This window comes from Asaia sp. VD9 (assembly GCF_037150015.1).
GTDB lineage: Bacteria > Pseudomonadota > Alphaproteobacteria > Acetobacterales > Acetobacteraceae > Asaia.
Genome location: NZ_JBBCQM010000009.1, coordinates 52,664 through 71,467, shown reverse-complemented (window position 1 = coordinate 71,467; position 18,804 = coordinate 52,664). Strand labels below are relative to the sequence as shown.

Below are 18,804 nucleotides of genomic sequence, written 5' to 3'. Positions count from 1 at the left end.
GACTTTTTACCTTGATTGCGGGTTATTGAGGCGGGGAGGCACCGCTAGAGACCGGGCGGAAAGGATGTCGCCCCATGATCGTACCTACGAGGCAGGACGCAAAGGTCCTGCCATCTTCTGCTCCCTTACCCCCCTTCGGGCTCAGAACGATCATCGGGTGTCTGGGCATGTTGCTGGCCGTCCATGTCGCTGGCTTCAATGAACATGTCACGGAACTTGGTCTGTCCGATCTGCGTGGGGCCATGCATCTGGGTCACGACGAGGGAAGCTGGTTCATCTCGCTCTACGAGGCCTTCAATATTGCGGCGATGGCCTTCACGCCGTGGTTCTACATGACGTTTTCGATCTATCGCTTTGCCTTGTTCATGACGGCGACGCTGGCCCTACTTGCCGTGCCGTTGCCCTTCATGACCGATATGATTTCCATCGGTATCCTGCGCGCCATGCAGGGGCTGAGCGCGGGATGTCTGCCGCCTATCCTCATGACGGTCATGCTCAAATATCTGCCGCCGCCGCTCAAGGTTTTCGGCATAGGCGGTTACGCCATGAGTGCGACCTTCGGCCCCAATCTCGGCATGCCTTTCGAGGCCCTGCTTTTCGAACGTTTCGGCTGGCACTGGCTCTATTGGGAGGTGATGCCGCTGGGTGCGGTCGCGCTTGTCATGATTGCCTGGGGACTGCCTCAGGACCCGGTCCAGCTCTCGCGTTTTCGCAGCTTCAACTGGCGGGGATTTCTGATCGGCGCGCCGTCCATCCTCTGTGTCGTGACCGTTCTTTATCAGGGGGACCGGCTCGACTGGTTTCGTTCCCCTCTCGTCACGCATCTGACATTCTGGGGTGGGGCGCTCTTTCTCGGGTTCCTGATCCACGAATGGCATCATCACAGCCCGTTTTTCCGTCTGCAATACTGGAAGAGCCGCAATATCACGATGTCCCTTCTGTCGCTCGTGGCGGTTCTGATCGTCTGCGCCTTGATGAACGAAGTCACGACGACATTCCTGGAGGAGATCAAGGGCTACCGTCCCGTTCAGGCGGCTCCCGTCGCCCTGACCGTGGCTCTGCCCCAGCTCGTCGTGCTGCCGATGGTTGCGGCGCTGTGCAACATGCGTCGGGTCGATTGCCGATGGGTGCTCGGGATCGGCATGGCGCTGCTCGGGCTTTCTGCGTGGCTCGGGCTGGGCCTGACATCCGAATGGGTGCGCGACAATTTCTATCTCATTCAGGCCCTTCAGATCTTCGGTCAGCCCATGGTGGTCATCCCGGTCCTGATGCTGGCCACTCTGGCGCTCGGGCCGAGCGACGGCCCCTTCATCTCGGGCATGGTCAATATGCTCAAGGGTATGGCCAATGCACTTGCCTTCGCCCTGTTCTCGATCCTGCTGCGCCGTCGTGAGCAATATCACTCGACCATGTTGCTGGATCATCCCGGCTTGGCGCAGGGGGGCAGCGGGGCGGACGCGCTGCGCAGGGTGCATGAGATGCTGTCTGCTCAGGCTCTGGTGCTCTCCCTGGTCGATATCCTGTTCGTGGTGGTCGTGATCTGCGCTGTTTTCGTGGTGCTGACCGCCATTCTTCCCGGTCGCGTCTACCCCCCGGGGAAGGCGCCGAGCGATTGCCCTCCCGGGCCACCCGTTGCCCCGGTGCGGCAGCCCGCGACTTCACCTCTCGCAACACAGTAACGGAAATCTCCCCATGGCTTACAAAAAACCGCTCCTGTTTGCGGGATGCACCGCGCTTGTCCTGACCGGTCTCGCCTGGAGCGCAGATCGCTTCTTCGTCGGGGATGGGCGTCATCAATCCACCAATGATGCCTATATCACCGCCGATTTCACCCGCGTGGCGCCAAAGGTCGCCGGGCGTATCGACAGTGTGCCTGTTGCGGACAACCAGAAAGTGCAGGCGGGCGATGTTCTGGCTCATATCGAGGACGACGATTACCGCACGGCGCTGGATACCGCTCGGGGCAAGCTCCGTGCAGCGCAGGCTGATATCGCCAATCTCGCCGCCGCCCAGCAGCGACAGTCAGCTCTGATCGACGCGGCTCTCGCGACGATCGAGGCCGATGAGGCTGCCCTGCTTTTCGCCCGACAGAACGCGGCGCGTTATCGGGCGCTCTCGGCGGGAGGTGCCAGCACGATCGAGCAGCAGCAAGGTGCCGAGGATCGCCAGCGCGAGGCCGTCGCGCGGCTCTCTCGCGACAAGGCAGCCGTGAATGCCGATCGCGCCGGGCTTGCTGTGCTCGCTGCAGGGAGCGAGCGCGCGCAAGGCGTGCTGATCCAGACGCAAGGCCTTGTGCGTCAGGCCGAGCTCGATCTGTCCTATTGCACCATTACCGCCCCTGTTGATGGCGTTGTCGGGTCACGTGACGTGCGCGTCGGGATGTATGTCCGCCCCGGCACTGGACTTCTGGCGGTGGTGCCGGTGCGTCAGGCCTATGTAATTGCCAATTTTCAGGAGACGCAGATGGCTCGTGTACAGACCGGTCAGAAAGCCGACATACGGGTCGACAGCTTTCCCGACGCGGTGCTCCATGCCCATGTCGACAGCGTAGCACCGGCTACGAATGTCGCCTTTGCCCTGATCCAGCCTGATAATGCGACAGGGAATTTCACCAAGGTGGTGCAGCGTGTCCCGGTGAAACTGGTTTTTGATGACGGGCAGCCTCTGGCGCGACGCGTTCGTGTCGGCATGTCCGTCGAGGCCATGATCGATACCGGCGCGCCTCGTAACGGCGCTCACGCCGCCGATGCGCGCTTTGTGTGGGAGTAACGGGCATGAGCCATTTGTCCCGCACGGCAGGGCTGAGTCTTTTCTTGATCCTGGGGGGATGCTCGGTTGGACCGGAGTTCCAGAAACACGATCCGGTCGCGGCGTCTCATTGGCATGAAAGCGTGACACCCCAGAAAAGCCACCCGGATGAGCGTGCGCCCGTCGAGGCGCAGTGGTGGACGCTCTACCAGGATCCGGTTCTGACAGCGCTTGAGCAGGATGTGCTGAGGGTCAATCTCGATCTCAGGGAGGCGGCGCTCCATTTCGAACAGAGCCGTGCCGAGCGCAGGATCGCAGCCGCGGCGCGCTTGCCTCAGGTGCAAGGCGCCGCCTCTTATGCCCGCGAGCGCGCGAGCACGAACGGCATCCTGAGCCTGCTCGGTACTGAAGCGGATCAAGATCCGGCACAGATTGCGGACGGAACACAGGGGTTCGGGCCCGTTGCTGCTGCCGGACCGAAGGGTAATCCTGCTTTCAACCTGCCCCAATACGGCCTCGGCGCGTCATGGGAGGTCGATCTGTGGGGGCATGTGCGCCGCCAGGTCGAGGCAGCGACGGCCTCCATGCGGGCCATGCGGGAAATGCAGCGCGATACGCTGGTTTCGCTCATGGCAGAGACCGCGCAGGATTACATTGCCCTGCGTAACGTGCAGGCCCAGACCGAGATTACCCGACAGAGCCTCGATATCGCCCGTCACAGTGTCGAACTGACCGTTTTGCGTGTGACCCAGGGTACGGCGACGAAACTCGATCTCGCCTATGCGCGCGGGCAGTTGCATGGTTTTGAAGCCCGCCTGCCCCAACTGCACCGCGAAGAGGTGCACCTTCTTAATGCCCTTGCCTTTCTGATGGCGCGCGAACCGGGTGCCCTGTCACAGCGTCTTGCGGAGAAGGGCAGCATTCCACCACTCCCGGTATCCATCCCGGTTGGATTACCGTCGCAGCTTGCCGAAAGACGCCCGGATATCCGGGCGGCTCAGGAGCGTCTGCATGCGGCAACAGCAACAATCGGGGTAGCCATGGCGGATTTCTTCCCACGGATCACGCTGTCTGGCAGCCTGGATGTTCAGGCTCTCCAGTTCAGCGGTCTCGGCTCCTGGGCATCGCGTCAGTATGGTTTTGGTCCGACCATGACCATTCCGTTGTTCGAGGGCGGGAAGCTTGCGGGGCAACTTGCCTTGCGCCGTCTGCAGCAGAGGGAAGCGGCCATTGCGCTTCAGAAAACGGTTCTCCACGCCTGGGAGGAAGTCGATGATGCCATTGCCGATCTGGGCACGGCCCAGGAGCGTCACGACCGCCTGGCCGAGGCGGTTGCTGAGAGTGAGACAGCCGTCAGGGTGGCGCAGCTCCAATATGCCCAAGGGGCGGGAGATTTTCTCAATGTTCTGACCACACAGAACGGGCTGCTCGAGAGCCGTAGCGCGCTCTCGGACGCCCGGGCCGAGGTCTCGGTATCGATGGCACGGCTTTATCGGGCTCTGGGGGGCGGTTGGGCCCGAATATAGCCAGACCAGGGGCGACGCTCCCGGGGGCTGTCGTCCCTTTTGCTCAGCCCGCGGGGATAGTGATAACCGCGCCGGGTGAGTGGCTGGTCGCGGCGAGGGCGGCGAGAATCTGCATCATGGTAAAGCTCAGCTTGCTCCGGAAATCATCATCGCTGATCCAGTACCATCGGCCCCTGTAGCGTACCTCGTCATAATTATGCTCGGGCGCGGATTTGCCGGAATGGATCACCACATCAGGGCGTGTCTCAATGCCGACGGGGCTGATGGTGGGCAATGTCCGCGTGGCTCTGACATCCTCTTCCGGGACCTCCATCTCATAGGCGATCTGGGAGAGCATGGCGAACATGGAGCGGGTGAGAATGGCAATCTGCCCCGGCACCTTCGGGTAGGGGCCGTAAACGATCTCGGCCTCTTCGGCGTGAGGGTCGAGATGGAGCAGACGACGCACCTCTGCCTGGATGGTGGTCAGGGCGGGGTCAGAGGTGGCGGTGAGCACAAGATAGGCGTGTTCGGGCTGCGTTCCCGATGGCTTGTTCGCCGAGCCGGAAGGTGGCTGGTCCGCCGTTGCTTTGGGGGCATCGGTGGAGATGCGTATGGTCATGGCGCCCTGTACCTGCAACTGGCGCAGATCATGCAGCAGCAGGTAGAAACGGACCGAACCGCCGCCAGTGGGTCCGGCACCAAGGGCGCGGACATTGGACAATCCGTCGATCGACTGAGCCGTCAGGCGCAGGAGTGTGTCGATAGGCAGACCACCGAGGCTGAGTGGCATGATGACTACGGGTGAGATGGGCCGGATGACGTTTTCGGCATATTGCTGCCCGGTCTCGGGCTGATAGGTGAAGGTTGGGCTCTCCTGCAGCGTGGCTGTGCTGCTGCCGAAGAGATAGCTTCCGACACCTGAAGGGAACGCATTGAATCCGCCATTGACCGAGCGATTGAGCTGATAGCCCGCGATGACCTGAGTTGTATCGAGAAAGGTCGGTGGATCGGCATAGCGGATACGAATGATGTTGAGCAGCATCGCATGTTTTTCCGCCTCGCCCAGCGCGCGCGAGTAATCGAGCTGATCATGCGACAGGCGCGAAGGGCCGATCGTGATGCAACCCGACAACATCAGGGGCAGGAGGCTGGGCAGCAGCGCGCGGAACACCCCCGGGCGAGGGCAGGGAAAACGGAGCATGATCATGGGTGTCTCTGGCTTAGCGTATCCTTGGAGAGGGTTGCCAGCCCGTAATGATCGTTTTGCGTCCCACGGGCCGGGGGAGGGGAAAGCTGAAGCACGGAGCCGATCGGGTCGCAGGGCTGGCACACAGTATTTCTTCCTCTTCAGGGCTTGGGCGCCTGCTCTGCGGCCAGAATAGCGGCCAGACCTTCGCGGTAGCTCGGGAAGCGCCATCGACGGTCGAGGCTCTGCTGGGTCAGGCGGCTGTCGACCACGCGGCGCTCGGACCAGAAGCTGCGTGCCATGGGGCTCAGGCTTTCCCAGGCCTCATCCAGCGACAGTCGTTGAGGCAAAGGAGCTTTCGCCAGACGAGCGGCCTCTTCGAATACCGCGGCCTGCGGGCTTGGCGCGTCATCGACGAAGTTCAGAATGCGGCATCCTGAGGCGGTGGAAATGGCAGCCATGGTGCCCTCGGCGATATCGTCTCGATGGATGCGGCTGAACAGATGGTCTGGCGCGTCGATCAGTCGGGCCTTGCCGGAGCGCAGGGTATCGAACGCCGAGCGGCCGGGCCCATAGATCCCGCCCAGACGCATGATATCACAGGCGATGGATCTGCGACGGGCCAGTTCCTGCCATGCCCGCTCGGCCTCGACGCGCGCGCGGCTGCGTGTCTGGCCGGGTGAGACTGGCGTCGTTTCATCCACATGTGCGCCCTGACGGTCTCCGTAAACGCCGGTAGTTGAGTAATAGCCAATCCATCGCAGGGTCGGGCTTTCCGACAGAAGGGCGGCGTATCGGATAAAGGCGGGATCGCCCGACTCCGATGGCGGCGCGCTGATCAGAAGATGGGTTGCCTCACCAAGCGCAGAACCAGCCTCATCGAAAGCGATCAGTCCCGATCCCTCTTCAGGCACGCGCCTTGTGCCGGTCACGCGCCAGGCTTGGGCTCTGGCAAGCGGCACGACGGCGGATGCTGAATAGCCCTGACCCAGAATAACAAGGTGAGGTGGCATGAAAGCTCCCATTCGCGCTTGACCGCTGACGCGGTGGCGCGCCAATCACACTGTATGAAACATGGTTTTGGAGCCTTGGCGATAGGAAGCGTTCTGGGAATGGGGATGGCGGCTGCCAGCCCGGCCCCGCAGAACCTTGCCCAATGCGTGGCTTCGCTTCCTGACACGCCCGATCTGGTGCAGGAGGCAGCACAGAACTGGCTGCGCCGCGGCGGCGGCGGCGAGGCACGGGACTGTCTCGCGCAGGCCGATCTGGCGCTCGGAGACTATCGCGAGGCGGCGCAGCAATACGAGACGCTCGCCCTGCAGGGTGGGCCTCGCAAATCGCTGTCGCCTCAAGGCCGGAGAGCCGGCCAGCCTGAGGCAGGGAGCGAGGGGGAGCGCGAGGCAGGCTATGCTGCCCGGGCGGCGGAAGCGTGGTTGCTGGCGGGCGATGGCGCTGCGGCAGAACGTGCTGCGCGTCAGGCGTTGCTCGTTTCATCGTCATCGCCGGGCAAGGTGCGGTCCGATCTAACCTTGCTGCTGGCGCGCAGCCTGTCCATGCAGGGCCATTATGCGGCTGCCATACAGGCGCTGGGGGTCCTGCCCGACAACGGCAAGAATACCGATCCCGTTCTGGTGCGGGCGCTCGTGCTGCGCGCCGGGGCCTATCGCCAGCTTGGGCGCAATGCCGATGGGCTGGTGGATGTCACCCGGGCCCTGACGCTTCAGCCCGACGATATCGAGGCCCTGCTAGAGCGCGGCATCCTCAATGTCCGCCTGACCCGCTACGCACAGGCCCGCAGTGACTGGGATCGGGTCATCGCACTCGCCCCGGACGGACATGAAGCCTATCTGGCTCGTCAGGACGAGGCTGTTCTGGATTCAGATCCCGATCAGGACTGAGCAGTTTCCCGGCGCTGTTCGGCATTCCGTCCTGCCGCCGCCGGAATTCCCCGGTTACGCCGCGCCGGGGGGTTTACCGGTTTCGACAAGGGCAACGACCTCGTCCCAATGAGGCGCGGACTCGGCAGCGCCAAGGCGCGTGGTGGCCAAAGCGCCGCAAGCTGCCGCGAAATGCACGGCCTCGCCGAAACTCTTGCCCAGTGTGAGGGCGGTGGCCAGACCGCCATTGAAGCAATCACCCGCCGCTACTGTATCGATGGCATTCACGCGATAGGGCGGTACGAAGCCTTCCGACTCTCCGGAGCGATAATACACACCGCGCGCGCCCATCTTGACCAGTGCATGGGTGGCGCCCAGTTCCTGCAGCCTGCGTGCGGCTCTGGCCGCGTCTTCCTGCGTTTCGGGATAGATTCCGGTCAAAAGCCGTGTTTCGGTCTCATTGGGGGTGACGACATCCAGGGCTGCCCAGAGCGCTGCGGGCAGGCCGTCAGCGGGGGCAGGGGCCGGGTCGAGAATGACCAGTGTGCTGGCTCGTTTCGCTTCCTCGGCAATCTCGATGGTCAGGGCCAGCGGGATTTCCAGCTGCAACAGTACGGCCGAAGCCTCATGAATGAGCGCGCGATGGGCCCGGACATCGCTGCCGTCCAGCGCCATGTTCGCGCCGCCTGCAACGGTGATGATGTTTTCCGCCTTGCTGTCCACCGTGATCAGCGCCACCCCGGTTGGATGGTCGGGATCCTCACGCAGGGCTGAGAGATTGACCCCGAACGGTGTCAGGAGGGAGCGGGCAAGCGTGCCGAAACTGTCCGTGCCGGTGCGGCCGGCCATGAACACCTTCAGGCCGCAGCCTTGACCAAGACGGGAGGTTGCGGCCGCCTGATTGGCCCCCTTGCCCCCCAGCCCGGTAGCGTAGCTTTCCGCATGGACCGTTTCACCGGGATGAGGGATGCGCTCAGCGCGCGCCGTGATGTCGATATTGACGCTGCCGAAGGAAAGGATGGAAGAGGGGCGGTCGGACATGAGCTTTTCCCTGATCGCCCTGCGGGCGGAAATGGTGCCACGAGGCTGTGTCTTTGCGGGCGATGCCTGAAGACGGACGCGTGAACGCATGGCGTATCATCGCGTCGCAGCCTCGGCTAGGATCGCGGCATGTTTCGCATTCTCGTGATCAAGCTCGGGGCTCTGGGCGATGTTGTTCAGGCGCTCCCTCCTTTTGCCGCCATCAGGGCCCATTGGCCCGAGGCCGAGATCACCCTGCTCACCACAGCGCCTTTTCGCGCCTTGGCAGAGGCTAGTCCCTGGTTTGATCATATCCGGATCGATACGCGGCCGCGCTGGCATGATTGGCGCGGTTTGCTGACCCTGCGCCGGGAACTGCGCGGCTATGATCTGGTGATCGACTTGCAGACATCCGGGCGGAGCACGCGTTATGCGCGGCTATCAGGACAAAAGGCCTGGAGCGGTATTGCCAGAAAATCGGCCCATTTTCACGATAATCCCTGGCGCGATTCCATGCATAGCGTGGCGCGACAGCGCGACCAGCTCGCGCGTCTTGGCGTAGCCGAGCACAACGCGCCCGATCTGGAATGGCTGGGTCGTGGCGGGCCGGATCTGCCCGCACCCTATGCCGTCATCGTTCCTGGCGCCGCCCCTCACCGCCCTGCCAAACGCTGGCCAGAGGGGCATTACGCGGCTCTTGCCCGGCTTTTGCAGGCGCAGGGCCTGGCTGTGGTGATGGTTGGCACACAGGCGGAGCGCGCTCTCGTGGATACGATAAGGGCGCAGACGCCCGGCGTGATCGATCTGGCGGGTCAGACCGATCTGCTGGCCCTGGGCGGCGTGTTTGCGCGGGCGACGCTGGCAGTGGGGAATGATACCGGCCCCATGCATCTCGCGGCAGCCATGGGATGCCGGTCGCTCGTACTGTTCTCGGGGGAGAGCAACCCGCGCCTGACCGCGCCGAACGGGTTGAGACCGGGTCAGGTTCGTGTTCTCGCGGTTGAGGATCTGCGGACGCTCGACGTTTCCAGGGTTGCGGCCTGCCTGAACTGGGGCCATTAGAACAGCTCAACTTATCTCTTACGCCAGGAGCGCATCTCCATGCCTGCCATTACCCTGCCCGATGGTTCCGTTCGTACGTTCGACGGTGCCACGACCGGCACGGCAGTCGCGGCTTCGATCGGTCCCGGTCTGGCGCGTGCTGCCGTTGCGATGAGCCTGAATGGCAAGCTGGTCGATCTCTCGACCGTCATTGCCGAGGATTCAGAGCTGCGCTTCATCACGCGCAAGGACGATATCGTTCTGGAGATGATCCGCCATGATACCGCCCATGTGCTGGCCGAGGCCGTGCAGGCGCTCTGGCCCGGCACGCAGGTAACCATCGGCCCCTCTATCAAGGACGGGTTCTATTACGATTTCTTCCGCAACCAGCCTTTCACGCCTGAGGATTTCGAGGCGATCGAGGCCAAGATGCGTGAGATCATCGCGGCCAATGCGCCGTTCGAGCGCGAGGAATGGGATCGTGACGCCGCCATTGCCTTCTTCGAGGAGAAAGGCGAGCGCTTCAAGGCCGAGCTGATCCGCGATCTGCCCGAGAGCGAGACCATCTCGATCTATCGTCAGGGGGCATGGCTCGATCTGTGCCGCGGGCCGCACATGCGTGGCACGGGCGATATCGGCACGGCGTTCAAGCTCATGAAGGTAGCCGGTGCTTACTGGCGCGGCGACCACCGTAATCCCATGCTGACGCGCATCTATGGAACGGCCTGGCGCGACCAGAAGGAACTCGACGCCTATCTGCACCAGCTGGAAGAGGCCGAGAAGCGCGATCATCGGCGTATCGGCCGCGAGATGGATCTGTTTCATATCCAGGAAGAGGCGGTGGGTCAGATCTTCTGGCATGCGAAGGGCTGGCGTCTTTACACCGTGCTTCAGGACTATATGCGCCGTATCCAGACGCGCTATGGCTACGAAGAAGTGCGTACCCCACAGCTTGTAGACCGTGCGCTCTGGGAAGCCTCGGGTCATTGGGATAAATATCGCGAGCACATGTTCATCGCGACGGTTGAGGATGAGGAAAAGACCCTCGCCCTCAAGCCGATGAACTGCCCCTGTCATGTGCAGATCTTCCGTCATGGGCTGCGTTCCTATCGCGAGCTGCCGCTGCGTATGGCCGAGTTCGGCGCATGTCATCGCTACGAGCCTTCAGGCGCGCTGCATGGTATCATGCGCGTTCGTGGCTTCACGCAGGATGACGCGCATATCTTCTGTACCGAGGAGCAGATTGCGGCCGAGACGGCGACCTTCGTGGCCATGCTCGACGAGGTCTATCGCGATCTCGGTTTCGAGAATTTTCGTGTGAAGTTCTCCGACCGCCCCGACGCGCGTGCGGGTGACGACGCGACCTGGGACAAGTCGGAAAAGGCGCTCAAGGAAGCCTGTGCCCTGGCGGGTGTCACCTTCGAGACCAATCCGGGCGAAGGGGCCTTCTATGGCCCGAAACTCGAATTCGTGCTGACGGATGCGATCGGTCGCGACTGGCAATGCGGCACATTGCAGGTCGATTTCATTCTGCCAGAGCGTCTGGATGCGTCTTATATCGGCGAGGACAGCGCGCGTCATCGTCCGGTCATGCTGCATCGCGCCATTCTGGGCAGCTTCGAGCGCTTCATCGGTATCCTGATCGAGCAGTTTGCAGGCAAGTTCCCGCTCTGGCTCGCTCCGACCCAGGTGGTGGTCGCCAGCATCGTGACCGATGCGGAGCCCTATGCACAGGAGGTGGCCGCGAAGCTGCGTCGCGCAGGACTTCAGGTCGAGGTGGACGGACGCAACGAGAAGATCAACGCGAAGATTCGTGAACACTCGCTCGCACGTGTTCCTGTCATTCTTGTTGTGGGTCGTCGCGAGGCAGAAGAGGGCAAGGTGGCGATGCGTCGTCTGGGCGGTGCTGCTCAGGAAATCCTTGCGCTGGATGAGGTGGTGGCGATGCTGGGTCAGGAAGCCATGGCCCCGGACATGCAGCGCCTGCAGGTCTGATGCGCGCGTGTTAGACGCGAAAACCTTGCAATCCCGGTGTTTCATGACTATGTCGGGGCACCGGGAGTCCCGCAAACAAGCCGTTAATTTTGTCACGCTAAGGTGATGAAATCTTTGGCGTGGTTGAGCGTATTGAATTCCCGCCAAGCAGATTGTTGAAAACGTCGACAGGAGACGACCATAGCTAGACCACCGATGCAGGCCGCACCCACCCGTGAAGGGCCCCGAGTTAACGAGGAAATCCGTGTTCCTCAGGTGCGCTTGATTGACGCCGACGGCGAAATGGCTGGCGTCATGACAACGCGCGATGCTCTTGCACGCGCCTATTCGGTCGGGCTCGACCTTCTGGAAATCAGCCCGACGGCTGAGCCACCTGTCGTCAAGATTCTCGACTACGGCAAGTTCAAGTACGAGCAGCAGAAGAAGAAGAACGAAGCGCGTAAGAAGCAGAAGGTCATAGAGATCAAGGAAGTCAAGGTGCGCCCCAGCACCAATGAAAATGACTACCAGGTAAAACTGCGCGCCATGAACTCGTTCCTCGCGGAAGGCGACAAGGTCAAGGTATCGTTGCGCTTCAAGGGTCGTGAAATGGCCCATCAGGAGCTCGGTATCAAGATGCTCGAGCGCATTCGTACCGAGATGGAAGACAAGGCGAAGGTCGAGCAAATGCCCAAGCTTGAAAATCGCCAGATGATCATGGTGCTCGCACCGCGCTGACCGCATGAAAGCGGTTTAAGCCTCACGAACCTCCGGCCTGTGCCGGAGGTTTTTTTTTGCCATGACGGAATAGGGCGGTGCAGCGGTGCGTGATGTGAGCGCCAGCATTCTTCCTTACGGAAACTTCGGGCCCGTACCGCGGATGGGTTCTGAAGAATTTCCCCCTGCGCTAAACGAGTCTGGCGCGGGTCGCTGCAGGACCTGTTGTTTGAGCGCCTCAGCGTTCCCCATCCCAATCCGGATACGTCATCCGTGGGGGAAGACCTGCTCTCAGGGAAGGCTCAGATGCGAGGTCCTATGAAGGGTTAAGGCGTCTCAGGATGCCGATGCAGATTGTCGCGTCGGTGTGAGCATATTCGTTGCCCTTTAGTTTTCTCTAGTCTCTCAGGCGGGCCGACTCTGCACGCAACTACCCCGATCCTGGCGTGCTGGTTCGCCCGAATCGGGGAACATTTGTCCTTCAACGGCACAGCCTGGACGATTTTTTCGATAAAAATCACTTTCGCGTCATATTTGAGAAACTTTTTTGAAGACCTCTGAAAAGAACAAGAAACCGGATCACCGGTGAAATTCAGGTGTCGACCGAGCAAATAATCGAAAAATGATACAGATTTTGATCACCTATAACGATTTGGATCAAGGATTTTCACGGGGTTTGACATATTTGACGAGCGAGTATCAAATTATACGTGGATCTTAACGAATTATGGTGTGCCATGACGATTCTTTGCCGTTACATTACGAATGGAAACAGGGGATTTGCCAATCGAACCGCAATATCGTTCTGTAATAGTCATGTAAATTGACATCACGTTTTGGTGATCTTTTCCAATCCAAATTAATGGATTTTAAAGGCTAAGCAAGCAAACTGTCTTCAGTTCAAAGCGTAATGTTGCTATTTACGATCCAGGGGTCGGATTAACGATGAATACCAATAACGGCCAGACTCTGAGCGAGATCTTTACTGACCCGAGCGTCGAGGGTCCCAATCTGCCGATGAACACCCAGCAGGTGATTAACGGACAGATCCAGTACAACAACACGCTCTCGGACCTGACAGGTGATGACTCTCCTGACTGGGCCATCGTCCAGTGGAATGCGGCGTCGGCCTTCGACCCGCTTGTGGGTGATGATACTCAGGTCTGGGATAACGATTTCGGGTATTCGGTGGGGCATTGGACACAGGGCTCCTCCACTTCGGCCTCGGGTACGACGAGCTATAATGTTTTCCGTGATCCGGATAACGGTCATTACATTTACCAAATGGCCGCTCAGGGTGGGCACCTGCTGGACGTGCAGCTTGCCGCGCTTGGCGACATTGATGGGCAATATTCATTCAATCATCAGCTGACCGCCTCTTTTATTCAGGGTATCAGCGACTACCGGGGCACGACTGGCACTTACCAGGCGGGTATCAATTTTACGATTAACTATCATAGCGCCAATCTGAACTTTGGCCTCTTCCTGCAGTTCGAGACGGTAGACTATACGGGCAAGCCGGAAGCTTATGTTTATCTTCCGAATTCTCTCGGCGGGACGATCTACAACGTCAGTGGCTCGCGTGCGGCCTATATCAACCCGCTTGATCCGTCGAATGACGGTGTGATGTATCAGACGACGATCGACCTCAATCAGGGTCTGATGGCCGCGATCAAGGCGATGATCGGCATGTATCCGAGCCTCGCCAGCGAACTGACCAATATGGCCAACTGGTATCTCAGTGGTGTCTATATTGGGGTTGAAAGTAACGGTACGGGCTCTGCCACAGACGTTACCGGAAACTACAATGTCGAGAGCCCGACGGTTACCTACGACACCAGCAAGACGGTCAGCTACGCCGACCGTTCCAGCACCAGCTCAATCGTTTCAATGACGCCGGAAAACAGCACTGGCGCGAACACAACAGAGGTCACGATGCCCAATCTTGTCGTCAAAGGCGTGAATAACACGGTTCTCATTCCTTACACGTCTGGCGATACGGCGGGAACGCTGGCCCAGTCCTACGCTTCCAGCATCCAGTCCCTCCTCGCGGCCGGCGCCTTGGATAACAGCATTTTGAGCCCGGGCTCGAATGGCTATGTTTCGTCAAACCGGGCATCGCAGGCGATCATCGACGTGGCCGGGAGCTATGGCGTTTCAGGCAATTATTCCAACATCGTTGTGGCCTCGACGAGTACAACTGCGCTCGCGGGGGCGGTGAGCCTGGATACGACTCAGGATTCGGCCAGCTACCAGAATATCGTGTCGTCCAATCAGTATGGATCGACGGTCAAGGTAGGTAATGCCTCCGGCAGCTTTGCTGGGACGCAGGGAAACAACGTCTTCAATGCCTCGCAATCCTCGGGCAACTGGAATATTGCGACAGGGTCGGGCAACGACACGATCTATGGGGCGAGTGGAACCAACACGATCACTGGCGGTACGGGTAGCAACCTGATCTATCTGGGTGGCTCTAATAACTTCGTGACGTCTTTGGGTCAGGACACGATTTACGGCGCTGCAGGCGCGATCGACACCGTATCACTCCAGGGTGGGAACGCCACGGCGATCATGCAGACCAACGCTGCAGTGATGGATTTCTCCGCCGGCAACAAGATCACGGTGGGCGATAACAGCTCGGTTTATGGGGGTACCTCGTCAGTCGTGAATGTCAGCTTCGGTTCGGCGACTGTGACCGGTACCCAAGGCGACACGATTTCCGCAGCAGGCGATTTGCAGGTGGTGCATGGAAGCAACCAGAACATCAGCGTGGCAGGGGCGTTGCGTTTCATTTCCGGTACCGGGCAGACAACCATTTCGGCAGGAGCGGGCACGATTTTTGGCGCAAACGCTCTGACCGCCACCCTGAGTTCCTCCTCCCGGCTCCTTTTTACGGCCAATCAGCCTTACACAACCGGGGATCAGTATATCGACGGGCGCGCTGTGGCCGGGGGACTGGACGCCTGGACGGGCGCGGGCCAGCAGACGGTCATCGGCGGAACGGCCTCCGATCAGTTCTATTTCGGTACGGCTTTTGCTGGCACATCGAATGCTTCAGCAGCGGCTACCGTTACGGGTGGCTCGGGTGCGGGGAACCTTTTCGGAATGCTTGCCAACCACACTGCGGGTAATTTCACCATCACCGATTTCCGTGCTGCTGATAACAAGTTTTTCCTTTATTTTTATAGCCCTGCCAACCCGACTGCGGCTGCACAGAATATTCTGAATACCGCGACGATCTCGGGAGGCAATACCTCAGTGATGATCGACGGTGATGCGAAAATCACTTTCCTTGGTGTGACCGATCTGAAGGTCTCTGACTTTTCGATAAGTTAAGGGCAAGAGGGGTGAGAGCTTGCGGCTCTCATCCTTCCAGCCGCTGAAGGATAGATATGGGCCTCTGGTTCAGATAGATTTTAACCAAGGGCGTGCAGAATTATATCAGAAAGATGCATTGTTCTGGCGCGGCGATGCCGAATGATCTCGCTTTGAATGTGAGCGCCGTGCAAGTGTTACCCCTTTGGGGCGGCAGATCCTACTTGCTTGTGGAGTTCGTCGTACACCGCTCGATGGAAACTGGCGACGCTCGAACGACGCCATGATCGCGCGGTTTGCTCAGGCTGGGTCGGTTCGAGGCGAGCCGCGGGTGCAAAAACGTGACTGCTTTTGCAGAGCGAGAACGTTCTTTGCGACTTGTTCGGAGCAAAGTGGCGGAGAGAGTGGGATTCGAACCCACGGTACGCTATTAACGTACACACGCTTTCCAAGCGTGCGCCTTAAGCCGCTCGGCCATCTCTCCAGCGCGGGCGGACCATATCAGTTTCTCTCAGGTGCGCAAGTACCCACAGACGCGCTTCGGGCGTTTTTGATGAAGTTTCGAATCAGCTCTGGTGATTTCTGGCCCGGAGCAGTTTCCACCCCAGATGAAACATCCACAGCCTGTGCCCCGGAGGCAACGATGGCGTCGGCAACGCTCTCCGGGGTGAGGCCGCCTGCGAGCATCCATGGAGCGGGCGCCTGCCAGCTGCGCATCAGGCGCCAGTCAAGGGTCACCCCGTTACCGCCCGGGCGCGTCGCGCCCGCCGGTGGACGGGGTTCGATCACATATCCATCGATGTCGGCTTCGGTCGGCAGGTCCCCTGTGCCGCTCACGGCGCGGGACAGCCAGACGGGCAGAGAAAAGCGCTCGCGGATGCTGCGCGCGCGTTCAGGTGTGTCGTAGATCTGCAGGACCGAGAGGGGGATCTCGGTCAAAGTTGCGGCGATCTCTTCATCCGTTGCCTTGACGAAAAGTCCGACCGTCTCAGGTAAAGGGGTGGAGATCGAACTCACCAGGCGTGCCGCTTGGACAGGGGTCACAAAGCGTGGTGAGCGGGCAAAGAAGACGAAGCCAATCCATTCTGCCCTCTCGTCACAGGCGGCTCTGAGCCCCTGCACCTCGGTCAGGCCACAGATCTTGACGCCTCTTTTCACGCCAATGCCAGTTCCGCCTGAATGGCCGCGGCAGCCTTTGCGGGATCCGGGGCCTGTGTGATCGGGCGACCGACCACAATCCAGTCAGCGCCTGCCTGGGCTGCTTGCCTGGGTGTCATAATGCGCTTCTGGTCATCCGCGCTGCTTCCTGCTGGACGGATGCCGGGTACGACTAGAACGGGTGCCTCGCCCAGTGCGTCGCGCAGGGGCGCAATTTCCTCGGCCGAGCAGACAAGGCCATCAGCGCCAGCCGTCATCGCGAGGCGGCCAAGGCGTACGACCTGCTCACGTGGTGTCGCGGCGACACCGATCTCGTTCAGCGCTACGCTACCCAGGCTTGTCAGTACCGTGACGGCAAGAAGGATAGGACGGTGCAGGGGCGGATAGGCGGCGTCGATCGCCTGGCGCGCCGCCCGGATCATGGCGGAGCCTCCGCTGGCATGAATGGTCAGCAAAGATGCGCCGATTGGGGCGAGGCTCGCCAGCCCCTTGGCGACCGTGTTGGGGATATCGTGCAGCTTGAGATCGAGGAAGAGCGTCCTGTCACCGGCCACGTCCCTGATAGCGGACAAGCCTTGCGCATAGGTAAATTCCATCCCGAGCTTGATTGCATCGACCGATCCGTCCAGCGCGCGCGCCCAGTCTCGGGCCTGTCCAAGATCCTGTGTGTCGAGGGCGGCAATCAGACGGGTGCGTTTCATGAGGTCTCGATCGGTATTAGCTGAGGGGATCGTAGCGGTTGCGGCTTGCGGGAGCGACCTGCCGCTCAGACAGCGGGGGCTGAGGGAACGGGGGCTGTATCATAGGGAGCGCGGCTGGGATCCGTACCCACGGTCAGGCGGTCGATGCGCTGATGCAGATCGAGTACCTGGGTTTCGAGGGCGCGCACCTGCTGCTCTGCCTTGCGGGCGCGTGAGCGCTGCTTGAACTCGCCGATCAGCATAACAAATCCGCCAATCAGGAAGCTGGCCGCGCCGACGCCGAGTACCAGCATGCCGACCGAGAACTGCCAGCCATAGGAGACGATCCAAAGCGGCTGGGCGTCGGGATTGCTCAGGGCGAAGGTGATGAGGGCCACGAGAAACACGACGATAACAAGAAGGCGCACCATCAGGGTAGTCTCCGCAGAACGGGTTGTCGGCGCAAGGATCTCGTGCCGCAGATTGAGCGTATCGCCTTACATTGGGTTCCTGCAGGCAGCAAGGTTTGTTGCCAACCCTTGACGATACTGCCCGCAACGTGATCCGCTCGCTGGCACAGGAATGAATATCCGGGGGGCGGCGATCGATGTCTCAACTGCTGATGTTCCGACAGCCTTTGCCTGCGACCGACCGGCTCTGGGCGGTTATCGCCTGGCAGGGGCGCAAGAGCCGGATTGCCAATATCCATGCCAGCCATGAAGCTGCCTGGGCGGATTGTGCGTGGCGTAGCCGGCAGGTTCAGGAATACAGGGCATTTCTGGCCTCTGAGCAAAAAGCGCCATTGCGTTATGATGTACGACAGATACGGCGTGCGGAGCTACCAAAGAGCTGGTCTCCGTTGCCCGCACTCGGGTTCATGCGCGGCCAGATCTTTTAGAATCTGTCTTTCCGGACTGTATTAAAGAATGAACGGAAGGCCTGTTTGTCCTCCCTTGGCTGGTCTTGAGCGGCAAGTCATGACAAAAGCGAGGCCTGTAAATGCTTTCTGAACAGTAAGCATTGGCGTGTTCAGGACAGCAAGAGGACGGGATATCATGTCAGAACAGGACGACCAGACAATAGCTGCCCCTGCCGAACGGACCGCCCCCGAGGCCGCCCTCGTCTGTGGAACGCAATATCTCAAAACCTCCGGAACGGTGTCATTCGGTGCCCCCGAGGTATTCTATACCCTGCCACCGCGCCCCCATATGGCGCTCCGGCTCGATGTAACAGCGCGTCAGATTGCCGAGGATCAGCCGAATTTTGAGGTGAGCCTCGCAATCTCGGCCACGGGGTATCGGCAGGCGCCGACGCCCGATAATGCGGAGCCTGATCGGCTCTATCAGATCGATATGGTCTATGCCGGGCTGTTTGCCTTGCAGAATGTCCGTCAGGACAGGGTCGAGGCCTTGCTGCTCATTGAGGCGCCGCGTCTCCTGTTTCCTTCGGCGCGTCATCTCCTGCTGAGTTTGATCCGTGAATCGGGCTTCCCGGTCGTCAATATCCAACCGGTCGATTTCGGGGCGCTTCTGCAAAGCCGACGTGCCCAGTCCTGAGCCTGTCGTTCCGATTTCCGACGT

At 60.5% G+C, this 18,804-nt stretch carries 16 protein-coding genes and 1 tRNA gene; 10 read left to right on the top strand and 7 right to left on the bottom strand.

Annotated features, from left to right (window positions below; all coding sequences use genetic code 11):
- Positions 1–74 precede the first annotated feature (74 nt).
- The 3 genes from WFJ47_RS11815 to WFJ47_RS11805 are packed head-to-tail and all read left to right on the top strand — an operon-like array spanning position 75 to position 4,274.
- Positions 75–1,679: an MFS transporter gene (locus WFJ47_RS11815; protein ID WP_336763215.1), complete on the top strand. Its 1,605-nt coding sequence runs from the start codon at positions 75–77 to the stop codon at positions 1,677–1,679.
- A 13-nt stretch (positions 1,680–1,692) separates the two neighbouring features.
- A complete protein-coding gene (locus WFJ47_RS11810; RefSeq protein WP_336763213.1) occupies positions 1,693–2,769 on the top strand; it encodes an HlyD family secretion protein in 1,077 nt (358 codons plus the stop codon).
- Positions 2,770–2,774: 5 nt separating this feature from the next.
- On the top strand, positions 2,775–4,274 hold the full coding sequence (locus tag WFJ47_RS11805; RefSeq protein WP_336763211.1) for an efflux transporter outer membrane subunit: 1,500 nt from the start codon (positions 2,775–2,777) through the stop codon (positions 4,272–4,274).
- A 43-nt stretch (positions 4,275–4,317) separates the two neighbouring features.
- On the opposite strand, the gene WFJ47_RS11800 is transcribed toward WFJ47_RS11805, so the two are convergent.
- Complete coding sequence (locus WFJ47_RS11800) at positions 4,318–5,457, bottom strand: hypothetical protein (RefSeq protein ID WP_336763209.1); 1,140 nt, start codon at positions 5,455–5,457, stop codon at positions 4,318–4,320.
- Positions 5,458–5,603: 146 nt separating this feature from the next.
- Complete coding sequence (locus WFJ47_RS11795) at positions 5,604–6,455, bottom strand: SDR family NAD(P)-dependent oxidoreductase (RefSeq protein WP_336763207.1); 852 nt, start codon at positions 6,453–6,455, stop codon at positions 5,604–5,606.
- Positions 6,456–6,530: 75 nt separating this feature from the next.
- On the opposite strand from WFJ47_RS11795, the gene WFJ47_RS11790 reads away from it, so the two are divergent.
- The gene (locus tag WFJ47_RS11790; RefSeq protein ID WP_336763205.1) at positions 6,531–7,340 is read left to right on the top strand and encodes a tetratricopeptide repeat protein; all 810 of its coding nucleotides are present in this window, start codon (positions 6,531–6,533) and stop codon (positions 7,338–7,340) included.
- Positions 7,341–7,394: 54 nt separating this feature from the next.
- Here the strand turns inward: WFJ47_RS11790 and rbsK are convergent, their stop codons facing one another.
- Positions 7,395–8,360, bottom strand: coding sequence for a ribokinase (gene rbsK, locus WFJ47_RS11785; protein ID WP_127103465.1), 966 nt, complete (start codon positions 8,358–8,360; stop codon positions 7,395–7,397).
- 129 nt (positions 8,361–8,489) lie between these two features.
- Between rbsK and WFJ47_RS11780 the strand changes: the two genes are divergently transcribed.
- The 4 genes from WFJ47_RS11780 (at position 8,490) to WFJ47_RS11765 (ending at position 15,407) form a co-directional block, all read left to right on the top strand.
- Positions 8,490–9,401, top strand: a complete 912-nt coding sequence (locus WFJ47_RS11780) for a glycosyltransferase family 9 protein (RefSeq protein WP_336763201.1) — start codon at positions 8,490–8,492, stop codon at positions 9,399–9,401.
- A gap of 39 nt (positions 9,402–9,440) precedes the next feature.
- Positions 9,441–11,375, top strand: coding sequence for a threonine--tRNA ligase (thrS, locus tag WFJ47_RS11775; RefSeq protein ID WP_127103395.1), 1,935 nt, complete (start codon positions 9,441–9,443; stop codon positions 11,373–11,375).
- A gap of 195 nt (positions 11,376–11,570) precedes the next feature.
- The gene (gene infC / locus WFJ47_RS11770; protein WP_023979861.1) at positions 11,571–12,092 is read left to right on the top strand and encodes a translation initiation factor IF-3; all 522 of its coding nucleotides are present in this window, start codon (positions 11,571–11,573) and stop codon (positions 12,090–12,092) included.
- 924 nt (positions 12,093–13,016) lie between these two features.
- Positions 13,017–15,407 (top strand): hypothetical protein, encoded by a 2,391-nt coding sequence (locus tag WFJ47_RS11765; RefSeq protein WP_336763200.1) that lies wholly within the window; start codon positions 13,017–13,019, stop codon positions 15,405–15,407.
- Positions 15,408–15,779: 372 nt separating this feature from the next.
- Here the strand turns inward: WFJ47_RS11765 and WFJ47_RS11760 are convergent.
- The 4 genes from WFJ47_RS11760 to WFJ47_RS11745 form a co-directional block, all read right to left on the bottom strand.
- Positions 15,780–15,870 (bottom strand) — tRNA-Ser (locus WFJ47_RS11760).
- A 17-nt stretch (positions 15,871–15,887) separates the two neighbouring features.
- Positions 15,888–16,544 (bottom strand): phosphoribosylanthranilate isomerase, encoded by a 657-nt coding sequence (locus WFJ47_RS11755; RefSeq protein WP_336763198.1) that lies wholly within the window; start codon positions 16,542–16,544, stop codon positions 15,888–15,890.
- The gene (gene pyrF / locus WFJ47_RS11750; protein WP_336763196.1) at positions 16,541–17,245 is read right to left on the bottom strand and encodes an orotidine-5'-phosphate decarboxylase; all 705 of its coding nucleotides are present in this window, start codon (positions 17,243–17,245) and stop codon (positions 16,541–16,543) included. Before pyrF ends, WFJ47_RS11755 begins: the two co-directional genes overlap by 4 nt.
- Before the next feature lie 65 nt (positions 17,246–17,310).
- Complete coding sequence (locus WFJ47_RS11745) at positions 17,311–17,655, bottom strand: LapA family protein (protein ID WP_127103390.1); 345 nt, start codon at positions 17,653–17,655, stop codon at positions 17,311–17,313.
- A gap of 176 nt (positions 17,656–17,831) precedes the next feature.
- Between WFJ47_RS11745 and WFJ47_RS11740 the strand changes: the two genes are divergently transcribed.
- On the top strand, positions 17,832–18,122 hold the full coding sequence (locus tag WFJ47_RS11740) for a hypothetical protein (protein ID WP_336763192.1): 291 nt from the start codon (positions 17,832–17,834) through the stop codon (positions 18,120–18,122).
- A gap of 157 nt (positions 18,123–18,279) precedes the next feature.
- Positions 18,280–18,780 (top strand): protein-export chaperone SecB, encoded by a 501-nt coding sequence (locus WFJ47_RS11735; RefSeq protein WP_336763190.1) that lies wholly within the window; start codon positions 18,280–18,282, stop codon positions 18,778–18,780.
- Positions 18,781–18,804: the final 24 nt, after the last annotated feature.